General features: G+C 30.6%; 7 protein-coding genes. All 7 read left to right on the plus strand.

The window, feature by feature from the left end:
• The first annotated feature begins 50 nt into the window (after positions 1 to 50).
• Positions 51 to 719: a hypothetical protein gene (locus tag GFJ94_RS00305; protein WP_153199287.1), complete on the plus strand. Its 669-nt coding sequence runs from the start codon at positions 51 to 53 to the stop codon at positions 717 to 719.
• Between the two features lie 184 nt (positions 720 to 903).
• On the plus strand, positions 904 to 1,950 hold the full coding sequence (locus GFJ94_RS00310; RefSeq protein WP_162523755.1) for an alpha/beta hydrolase: 1,047 nt from the start codon (positions 904 to 906) through the stop codon (positions 1,948 to 1,950).
• Between the two features lie 198 nt (positions 1,951 to 2,148).
• Positions 2,149 to 2,589 (plus strand): hypothetical protein, encoded by a 441-nt coding sequence (locus tag GFJ94_RS00315; protein ID WP_153199292.1) that lies wholly within the window; start codon positions 2,149 to 2,151, stop codon positions 2,587 to 2,589.
• Positions 2,590 to 2,741: 152 nt separating this feature from the next.
• Positions 2,742 to 3,383: a hypothetical protein gene (locus GFJ94_RS00320; RefSeq protein ID WP_153199294.1), complete on the plus strand. Its 642-nt coding sequence runs from the start codon at positions 2,742 to 2,744 to the stop codon at positions 3,381 to 3,383.
• Positions 3,384 to 3,566: 183 nt separating this feature from the next.
• Positions 3,567 to 4,586 carry a nuclease-related domain-containing protein gene (locus GFJ94_RS00325; RefSeq protein WP_162523756.1) on the plus strand — a complete coding sequence of 340 codons (1,020 nt, stop codon included), beginning with the start codon at positions 3,567 to 3,569 and terminating at the stop codon, positions 4,584 to 4,586.
• A gap of 193 nt (positions 4,587 to 4,779) precedes the next feature.
• Complete coding sequence (locus tag GFJ94_RS00330) at positions 4,780 to 5,973, plus strand: thioredoxin-like domain-containing protein (RefSeq protein ID WP_153199298.1); 1,194 nt, start codon at positions 4,780 to 4,782, stop codon at positions 5,971 to 5,973.
• Positions 5,974 to 6,619: 646 nt separating this feature from the next.
• Positions 6,620 to 7,540: a VOC family protein gene (locus tag GFJ94_RS12600; protein ID WP_203228633.1), complete on the plus strand. Its 921-nt coding sequence runs from the start codon at positions 6,620 to 6,622 to the stop codon at positions 7,538 to 7,540.
• The last annotated feature ends 522 nt before the right edge of the window (positions 7,541 to 8,062 follow it).

Below are 8,062 nucleotides of genomic sequence, written 5' to 3' on the forward strand. Positions count from 1 at the left end.
CGTTACCTGCAAGCTGAAAAATGAGAATCCGAAACAACATACTAATAATAATGATTTTGCTTTTTTGCTCTTGCAATGAGAAAGCTGAAAAGCAAAAACCTGAACTGAATTCGGAACCAAGCATTGAAACTAAAACTGAATTAAAAAAGGAATCGGAATTAGAGGTTGACTACTCATTATCTGCTGAACTTTTTGCAAAAGACGTTTTGAAAGAAAATTATAGAGAACACTCTTTTGAGGCAACAGATTTGAATAAACCAAAACATACTGAAATTTTTGACAACGTTGGACTTAAAGATATAATTGCTTATTCAAATAAAAACTATCCGAAAAATAGTGAACCAAATTATTACGAGCATTTTATTCTTTTTGTCGCGAACTATCAGAGCGAATTGAATGCATTAAAAACTTTTGCTCTTATAGAAATGACTTCTAAAGAAAAACCAGCTGAATATTTATTGACTAATAAAAAATTTGTTCAGAGAATTAATGCACTTAAAATCGGAACAAAACCAGGCGGAATGATAATCCAAAAAGGAAATCAAATATTTAGTTTAGTAAAGACTTGTCGAGAAACACCTATAGGTGGAACTTGGAGTAATTATGAAAAGAAATTTATCAAATATTTGACAAAACAAGGAGACGAAGAATTTAAGGTTTTGAATTCTAATTGCGGAATGGATAAATATGAATTAAAAACAATACAAGCCAGCAGGTAACAATGTATAACCGCAATTACGGCGGATTCGACTACGTCCGAATCCACTCGGAATTGCTAAGGTCTGTGCCAAACCGAAAATAATCGCTAATTTAACCCGTAACTGACGGTTATACGAGACCGTTAGCAGCAAATGTAAAAGACGACAGGAGAATTCGAGAAATAGTTGAATAAAAAAAATGACAATGAAAAAAGAATATAAAACAGAAACCTTAGAAATGATATTAAAGAACTTAAGTTTATTTATTTTAATACTAATTAGTCTCTCTTTGCTGGCTTGTAACAAAGACGAGAACGGCATAGCCGACCCATCTTTAGAACTTAATGCTGGTTATAAATATGTCAAAATTCCAAAAAATGCGCAAGACAGTATTATGGTTGCAATATGGTATCCTACTCTTGATGAAGAAAATAATTATAACTATAATACGGCATCATCAGGTTTAATCGTAAAGGGAAAGGTTTCAAATAATGGTTCAGAAATAAATGAAAATCATCCTGCAATTATTTTTTCACACGGATTTTCTGGTGGTGGCATAGGCTCTGTTGAAATTTGCGAAGCACTTGCTCGTGCAGGATTTTATGTTTTTGCACCTGACCATAGCGATGCAGTTATGTCGGTGAGAATTCAAGGTCAATCAAACGGTACATTAGATGAAGCACTCGATTACCTAGACAACAATCCCTTCGGAAATGGAGAAAACTTTGGATATCGAGTTTCCGAATTGCAATCGGTTATTGATTTCGTTAATACTTCAAGTTTCAAAGTTGACAAATCTAAAATAATATTGGGCGGACACTCTATGGGTGGATGGACAGTAATGAAAGTTAGGAATGAAGGATTTAATCCAAAAGCAATGTTCTTTTTTTCAATGGGAGAATTAAACTGGCTTTACAATCAAAACAGATATTTTGAAGCAAGCACTTTTCAAAGTATTGACTTCCCGACTGCATATTTTTATGGTGGTGCAGAATATGGTCAGGTACTATCAGCAGGTTTAGGAAATGTTTATGCAGCCTATTGCTTTACTCATTCGCCAAGTCCAAGTTATGGTTTGCTAGTAAAACAAGGAAATCATTTTACATACAATTCACAAGCAGTTGCTCCTGGCTCATTTGGTAACAATGAACAAAATACTGCAATTAATTTCAGACTTATCAACTTTTTAAATAAGCACGTTAAAGGTCAAAACATAGTTATAACGAATGAACCAGAAGATGTAACAAAATGATATGTTGAAGTAAAATTATGCAAAATGACAAACAAAAGAAAAACATCAGCTGCTAACAGGCGTTTGGCAAAAAAGCGGGTTCAGTGGTTAATTGAGCATTCTACCTCGTATCAAGTTTTGTGCTGGGTTGACAGTTAAGTGCTTCGATATCCGCTTCTTCGCCAAGCGCCAAAACGTTGTAACTAATATTTTGAAAAAATGGAAATATCACAAGCAATTGATTTTTTAAATGATTTCAGAACAAAAACTGAAAACAGCAAGAATAAAAATAATTCAGAAAAATTCGTACGAGTTTTAGAGGAAATAAAATACAAGAACTTTAATGAATTACAAATTCAAAGAGTAAATTCAGAACTTAATATGATTTTTAAAAGCTTCGAAATTGAAAAGGAAAAAATCAATGTGAAAAATGAATTAAGCAAATTTTTGAGATTTTTGAAATCAGAGTTTTCAATTATTATTCCAAATTACAACTTATATATTGGAATGATGGTTGGAGTCTTAGCTTCAATACTATTTGGAATGTTAACTGCTTTAATTGGATGCTTAATTGGTGGTGCAATTGGATATTTTTTAGATAGAAAAGCCGAAAATGAAAACAGAAAACTAAAAACCGAACTGGATAACTTCTTTTGTTAATACTAGTTACAACAGCAGTTAAAAGTAATGGCTTAGGCCAGGGCATACTTCCGAATTTTCTCCGAAAATTCAAAAGTTTGCGTTATATTTGTTTTGGCTTGGTTTTGGCTCGTCGCCACTTCTTTTAGCTGCAACACGTTATAAGCCATATTATGAGAACGATACTTTACGACACATTTGAAACTAATCTTGGTGAAATTGAGCTATCGATAAAATCTGAATATGCCATACAAAATTCGGTGAAAGATAACTTAAAGGTTGAAACCGAAAATCATAAAATAGAAGTTTTAGTTATTGATTTAAATCAATTAGAATTACCAGAACAAATGAAAATCGAAAGCTCAAAAGTTTGGAGAATTTTTATTGAAAAAAAAACTGAAAAAACTGAAAAACTACATGTCATTTGTAAACTAACAAATATAAATCCAGAAAATACTTGGGGTTATGATAGTGGCGAAAATTTAGATGCAGTTGAAATAGAAAATGGGAAAGAACTAGTTCATATTGGTACCGAAGATGGAGAAGTTATGAAATGGCGAGCCGAAAATAATGATTGGTTTCCAATTAGACTAAAAAATGAAATAAGCATAGAAAAACCTATAACAAATTATATAGATTTTGGTTTTGAAAGCATAATACCAAATTTAGAAATTAATGAAAAATTGTATTTACATTTCTTAATAGCAACACGAAAGAAAGCTGAAAAGAATGATAATGAAAATATATCAACATGGATCGCAGTTGACAATAGTAAAAAAGAATTAGACGAACTAAATAGAAAATACGGCTTATAACAGCAGTTAAAAGTAATGGCTAAGGCAAGGGCATACTTCCGAATTTTCTCCGAAAATTCAAAAGTTTGCGTTATATTTGTTTTGGCTTGGTCTTGGCTCGTCGCCACTTCTTTTAGCTGCAAACCGTTGGCTGTAATTTGAGAAAAATCGTAAATGGCAAGAATATATGGAACAATAGAATCGTTGAAATCCTTAAAATCCGAACTAGAGGACAAAGGAATTTCTAGATTTAGTTCTGTAAAAGAGATTAAGACTTTTTTGTCAAATTACAATTCAGAAAAACAAAAAATCCTAAACGACATATCGTACGAGTTAGAAAGAGAGTATTCGGAAACGTGTGCTCAACTGGAACGGAGAATTCAGGAAAAAAAGGAAATAATCAATTTAGAGAGTGAAAAAATAAACAATAAAATTGCTGATTTACAAACTAAAATTGATTCAATTAAGAACAACAAAGAAAAAAGTTTGTTTAGAAAACTAAGCTCGAGTATAAGATTGCATGTTCTTAAGAATAAATTAAAACATTATCTAAAAAATAAACCTGAACTGATAAGTTCATTCATAAAACAATTATCTAAAAAAATTGAAAATGATGAACTTTTTCTAAAAAAATACGAAACAGAAAAACAACAATTAATTGAAAAAAGAGCAAAGCCTAAAACTGAAAAAATAGAATATACACGCAATGTTTTAGAAAATTCAAAAAATTTAATTTCAGGAGCAATTGGTGAAAATTTAGTTGTTAAAGAAATAATGAAACTTTCAGATGACTACGTTTTGATTAATGATTTTAATTTAAGCTTTTCTCGACCACTTTTTTACAGAAAGCATAATCAGAGAATCTATTCCATACAAATTGACCATCTTTTGATTTCAAAAGCTGGTATTTTCATAATTGAAACAAAAAACTGGAGTAAATCATCTATAAATTCAATTAGCTTAAGGTCACCAATTGAACAAATTGAAAGGTCTAATTTTGCCCTATATATATACATTTCGGAAAATATAACATTAAATGAACATCATTGGGGAGAACAAAAAATTCCAATTCGAAATCTTATTGTTATGACTCGAAATAAACCAAAAGCTGAATTTAAGTATGTAAATATTAAGCTACTGAATGAACTGAATGATTATATAAAATATTTTGAACCTGTTTTAACCGATAAGCAACTGAATAGAATAGTAAACAATTTGATTTAAAAAACTACAGCCAACAATGGCTATAAGTAATTGCTTGTTCTCGCCTACTTCTGAAAATCCTTGCGGATTTTCAGTTTGGTGTGTACTTGCAAAGTTAACTGCTAACCCACGCAACTACTCATAGCCGAAACCGTTAGCATAAATAGCTCCCTCACTCAAAACTTGAACTGAAATCAGAAAAGGAATTTAATAAATGAAAAAAACTCTAATCACTATATCCAAAATCATATTAGGAATTTTATCAATAATTCTTCCGTTTATTATAATTGTATACATTTTAACTAATTTCATACGAATATATAATTACGACCAATTAAAATGGATTGCTTTATTAATCTGTACATTAGGGTTTTACATTTCTGGTTTAATAAATAGAAAAACATCGTTAAAACTTATTCCTTTCCTTTATATATCACTTCTCATATTTATCCCTATGAGATGCTTTTATTTTCCACTAATTTATTTTCTCATCTTGTTTGCAACAATAAGTTTATTACTAACAAGAAAAGAGTTTAATAAAAAAGTCAAATTGGCTTCAATTATAATAATGAGTGGACTATTTATATATTTTCTTTTTTCACAACCATTAATAATACAACAAGGAAAAGTAAAAAAAATAGACCAATATGGAGAATTAATAAATGGAAAGACAATTTGGAATTTTACTAAAAAGAGGAGCAACTTGTTACCAGAATCAATATTTTTAGATTCAGAATCTAAACCATTTGATTTAGAAACTTTAAAAAACAAAACATTATACATTTCTTTTTGGGCTACTTGGTGCGGACCTTGTCGTGCGGAAAAACCAGAACTTGAAAAATTAAAAGCACACTTTAAGAATAATTCAGACATCGTATTTATTGATATTTCTGTTAATGAAATCGAAGAAGATTGGAAAAAATACATTGAACATAATAAGCCTTCAGGTATTCAACTAATTTCAAAAGATTACGCAAAAACAAGGAATTTATTCAACTTATCTGGAATTCCTGCACATCTTGTGGTTAACAAAAAAGGAGAATTTGGAAATGCAAGAGCTATTGAAAGTGCATATTCTTTATTGTCAGATTCTATTCACCTTAATAAATTCATAAATAGAAAATTACCAAAAAAGACAAATTCATTTAACATTGAAAATTATAGAAGGGTAAAGTATGTAGAATTAGATTCTACAAATACAGTTTATTATGCAACTAATGAGAAAAATAGATTATTAGCAACTCAACTAAATGATTATGTTGATACTATGAGAAAAGAACAGAAACCTAAATTCATAAATCTATTAATTAAAAAACATCCTATGCAAGATAAAGATTCAATTATTTATAAAGTTATTTTTGACAGAAGTGATGTTGAAATTATAAAAGAGAATCAAACAAGTGAATAGAAATTTTGAATATTTCACTACTTATGCTAACACCGTATATAATTTATTGCTAGCTTCTCGCCTACTTACGAAAGTCCTCGCGGTCTTTCTTGGTCGGTAATTATTCACTAAATTAGTTACCTAAACCAAGCAACAAACCATATACAAACACGTTATAGCGCATAAACTTCGCAGACGCGAATCAGCTTTCCGAAAAAATTTAATGAAATTCTAAACTTAGAATATTACGACAAGAAAAATGGCATTTTGAAAATACTTTGCGGAATTTCTATCGCCGAATTGTTAGTTTACATCGCGAATTTTTCGGCTAACGAAAGCGCCAGCGTTTGGAAAGTTTAATGAATTTGAAAAGCGAAACGTAAATGTTTGCTTCTACTCTATTCCGAAAAGAAAATATTGCGGAAAATCAAATCTGAAAAGAAAATACTTTGTCGTGAAAATACTTTGCGAAACGTTATTTGCATTTCTTTCGTAAGTTTACGCACCATAACAGCAGTTACACTCAATGGCTTGGTCTGTTTTTGCTTGGAAAATCCTTCGGATTTTCCAAAGTTTGTCTATATTTGTAATGGCTCGCTTATCAGTTAACGCCACTGAAGTGTAGCTACAAAACGTTGGGTGCAAGTATAACACGAAACCGCAGAAAATGACATTTAGATACGCAAGACATACAACTGACTTAAATAAAATTGAAAAATTCTATACCGAAATCGTTGGACTTGAAAAATTAGGTGGTTTTGAAAATCACAACAATTATGACGGACTTTTTTTGGGTTACAATAATTCAAATTGGCATTTAGAATTTACGACTTCTACAGAACAACCAAAAAGTAAATTTGACGAAGACGATTTACTTGTTTTTTATGTTAACTCTGAGGTTGAATTTAAAAGTGTAAAAAAAGTAATTAACCAAAATAATATAAATCTTGAAATTCCAAAAAATCCTTATTGGGCAGAAAACGGAATTATGATTTCTGACCCAGACAATTTTAAAATAATTTTTTCTGTAAGACATCAAAATTTCAGTTCTACAGACAATTTAACAACATTAATTACAGAGAAAGGAATTAAAAATTGGAGCGAATTAATTGACTTTACGCAAAAGTTACCATATGGAAGAAATGAAAATCGGGAAGACTATTCACTTGTTATTAAAGAAAACAAAGGAACTTGTAGCTCTAAGCATTCATTCTTAAAAAAGGTTGCTGACTTAAATAATTTTGACAATGTAAAACTAATTTTGGGAATGTATCGAATGAACAATATGAATACCCCGAAAATTGAAGACACCATCTTAAAAAGTGGTTTAGAATACATTCCAGAGGCACATTGTTATTTAAAGTTGAATAACCAACGAATTGACATAACGAATTCCAATTCTAACATTCAAAACTTAATTTGTGACATTATAGAAGAAATCGAAATTGAACCAGAACAAGTGAACACTTTTAAAGTCGATTATCACAAAAAATACTTACAAAATTGGATTAAGGAAAACGAAATAAAATTGAGTTTTGAAAAAATTTGGGAAATAAGAGAGCAATGTATAAAGAAACTGGAACAATAATACCTGCACCCAACAGCCGTTTTGCAAAAGCGGGGGTTTCGTGCTTCTATGACAGTGAAGTGCTAAATTCAAGCTTTGTGCAACTAATGAAGTTTAGTGCTGAAAATCCCCGCCTTCGCAAAGCGGCAAAACGTTGTATACAATATATTTTCCGAACTTACGCTGAAAGCTTCTCTCCTATTTTTTCTGAATAATTATTACCGAAAATCTTGCGTGAAAATTTAAAACCGAACCGAACTTTGTCGATAAATTTTGTGTTGAAATTACGTTTTCGGGAAAATTCGCTGTGAAACTAAAACCTGAAACTAAACGTTGTGTGAAAATATGCTTTGCGTGACAATCCAAACTTTGTGGATAAACGTTGCGTTGAGTTTTTAAGTTCCGAAAATATTATACTGTATACAACAGCGGTTTAAAAATATGGCTGGTTTTGGATTTTCCTGCGGAAAATCCGCTGTTGAATGGAATGTTTTGTTATATTTGTAATGGCTTGGTGTTGAATTTACGCCACAATTTTTAAGC

Source organism: Flavobacterium sp. LMO8, assembly GCF_009495755.1.
Classification (GTDB): domain Bacteria; phylum Bacteroidota; class Bacteroidia; order Flavobacteriales; family Flavobacteriaceae; genus Flavobacterium.

Coding starts and splice junctions, on each gene's coding strand:
- GFJ94_RS00330 (WP_153199298.1), top strand. CDS start 4,780: ATGAAAAAAACTCTAATCACTATATCCAAAATCATATTAGGAATTTTA.
- GFJ94_RS00320 (WP_153199294.1), top strand. CDS start 2,742: ATGAGAACGATACTTTACGACACATTTGAAACTAATCTTGGTGAAATT.
- GFJ94_RS00305 (WP_153199287.1), top strand. CDS start 51: ATGATTTTGCTTTTTTGCTCTTGCAATGAGAAAGCTGAAAAGCAAAAA.
- GFJ94_RS00310 (WP_162523755.1), top strand. CDS start 904: ATGAAAAAAGAATATAAAACAGAAACCTTAGAAATGATATTAAAGAAC.
- GFJ94_RS00315 (WP_153199292.1), top strand. CDS start 2,149: ATGGAAATATCACAAGCAATTGATTTTTTAAATGATTTCAGAACAAAA.
- GFJ94_RS12600 (WP_203228633.1), top strand. CDS start 6,620: ATGACATTTAGATACGCAAGACATACAACTGACTTAAATAAAATTGAA.